The organism is Brucella tritici, assembly GCF_008932295.1.
GTDB classification, from domain to species: domain Bacteria; phylum Pseudomonadota; class Alphaproteobacteria; order Rhizobiales; family Rhizobiaceae; genus Brucella; species Brucella tritici.
The window spans coordinates 1-2,339 of the sequence record NZ_WBWA01000065.1 but is presented as its reverse complement, the minus strand read 5'-3'; the positions used below and the strand labels follow the sequence as shown (position 1 = coordinate 2,339).

Here is a 2,339-nt window from a genome sequence, read left to right as displayed (position 1 = left end):
TGCTGGCAACAGGATACGCGCCGAGACTTTGGCAGCCGGTTCTTCGCGGTCATGCCGTCACCGGCGATATCATTGCGCCAATTCGCAAGCTCGGCGAGACAAAACGCAAAGCCACCCGCCAGGATGCCGCTGACGTCGCTGAAGCACTCGTCAATATCCGAACCTATTTTATGCCGAAGCGGGCAAAGCAAAAGTTTTGACTGCCAGCCGGAAATCCATTCCGTCAATCACGAAAGACGTGGGCTATTCGTTGCGCTCACGCTTCTTCCGAAGCGTGGATATACATCGCAAATATCCGCTTCCTCACACGGCGTATCGCAAGAGCCTGATATCATTACATTCATTATGATTCAGGCTCTAAGGGCATTGCATAAGAGCCTTATTCGCAATATCAATCCACTACAACGTCTTGAATAACGAGCGATACCTGAAAATACTCAATGGTTAACCGTAGCGAACAGATTGACAGTATCGCAGATTGTGTGACCGGCATTATCGTCACATTCAATCCAGATATTAAGCAACTAAACAAACTAATTGATACGGTCACCTCTCAAGTACAGCATCTGCTGATCGTGGATAACGACTCTCACGCAGATATAGATATTGCCACCACCTTTACCGAGCGAGCGGGGATTGAACTGATCTCTCTTAGTGAGAATTTCGGAATTGCAAAAGCGCAGAATATTGGCATTGAGCGAGCCAAAACCATTGGTACAGACTATGTGCTTCTTCTAGACCAAGACAGTCTTCCAGCTCCCAATATGGTAAGCGAATTGCTGAAGGTCGCAAAAACTTTAGAGGAAAAAGGAGTACACGTCGCAGGAATTGGCCCATCCTACACAGATGTACGCCAAGGAGAGGCAGCTGCATTTGTCTATCTAGATGGCTGTCGGCTAAAACGTAGAGAAAACCTCTCTTTGGACGGGTTCGTCGAGGCTGATTTTCTCATAGCTTCCGGTTGCCTTACCCCGATAGAGAGTTTCGACGCTATCGGCTTGCTCAATGATGATATGTTTATCGATTACGTTGACATCGAGTGGGGGCTGCGCGCACGCCAACAAGGCTATTATTGTTTCGGTGCCTTCAATGCTAAAATGGAACATAGTCTTGGAGACCAATGGACGGAGTTTCACGACCGACATATCCCTGTTCACAGCCCTTTGAGGCATTACTATCATTTTCGCAATGCCGTTTGGCTATGTCGCCGTCCGTGGCTTTCCTTTTCCTGGAAGGTAGCATTATTCTGGCGGCTGGTCCGCCAATACCTCTTTTTTACTTTTTTTGTACAGGAGGGTAAAAGTCATGCAAGAATGATGAGCTTGGGCATATGGCACGGCTTCATCAACCGAATGGGCCGGAAGTAATCTATTCATGAAAACCAGCGCCCAGTCTCCTTTGGCAGGAGAAGAAATGTTCACAATTTCCATCGTGACATACAATCCTGACTTAGATGAGTTTCGCTCGACTCTCACCTCGCTCGCCTGCGCACTCAATCCCTTTGACCCATCATCCATCGCTATAATCATTGTAGACAATTCAAGCAGAGACACTATTTCGTCAATGATAGAAACACAACTTGCAAGGTGGACGACAAAGCTTATAAGCGGCCACGGTAATATTGGTTTCGGTCGCGGCCATAATTTGGCATTATCCGACATAGGAGAGTTCCACCTCATTCTCAATCCCGACGTCACGATGGATCGCTTTGCCTTACGCAATGCGATACACTTCATGCAAACAAACTGGGATTGCGGACTTTTATCACCTCACGCTTATTGGCCAAACGGTAAGCGTCAATATCTTTGCAAGCGTTACCCATCTGTTTTAGACTTGTTATTACGTGGCTTCGCGCCAATATATATCCAGCGGCTATTCGACCATCGTTTGTCCCAATACGAAATGCGCAGTGAAACACAGCATAATGTATATTGGAATCCGCCTATTGTGAGTGGTTGCTTCATGCTTTTCCGTGGCGATACTTTTCGTGAATTGAAAGGATTTGACTTACGTTACATGCTCTATTTTGAAGATTTTGATATTTCGCTGAGAACTGCGGGATTAAGCAAAATAGCATACGTTCCTTCGGTCCAAATCATTCATAAAGGAGGTAATACTGCAAGAAAAGGACCTTGGCATGTTTTTCAGTTTCTACGATCAGCGATCATTTTCTTTACTTCTCATAGAATAAAATTATTTTAAATTGACAGTTTGACGTGCCCCCGTTAAATTAGGCCATTCAGAACTGGAATTTTCCACTTATGATCCCTTATCTGGGAGAAGGAGATTTCCATGAAAGCATCGAAGTTTTCGGAAGCGCAGATCGCATTCGTTTTGAA

2 protein-coding genes and 1 pseudogene are annotated in these 2,339 nt (G+C 45.6%); all 3 read left to right on the top strand.

Annotated features, from left to right (window positions below; translation table 11 throughout):
* Positions 1-200, top strand: a pseudogene (locus F9K91_RS25360) (UPF0149 family protein); the annotation flags it as partial.
* Between the two features lie 240 nt (positions 201-440).
* Complete coding sequence (locus F9K91_RS25355) at positions 441-1,367, top strand: glycosyltransferase family 2 protein (protein WP_235913458.1); 927 nt, start codon at positions 441-443, stop codon at positions 1,365-1,367.
* A 7-nt stretch (positions 1,368-1,374) separates the two neighbouring features.
* Positions 1,375-2,202, top strand: a complete 828-nt coding sequence (locus tag F9K91_RS25350; RefSeq protein WP_151679055.1) for a glycosyltransferase — start codon at positions 1,375-1,377, stop codon at positions 2,200-2,202.
* The last annotated feature ends 137 nt before the right edge of the window (positions 2,203-2,339 follow it).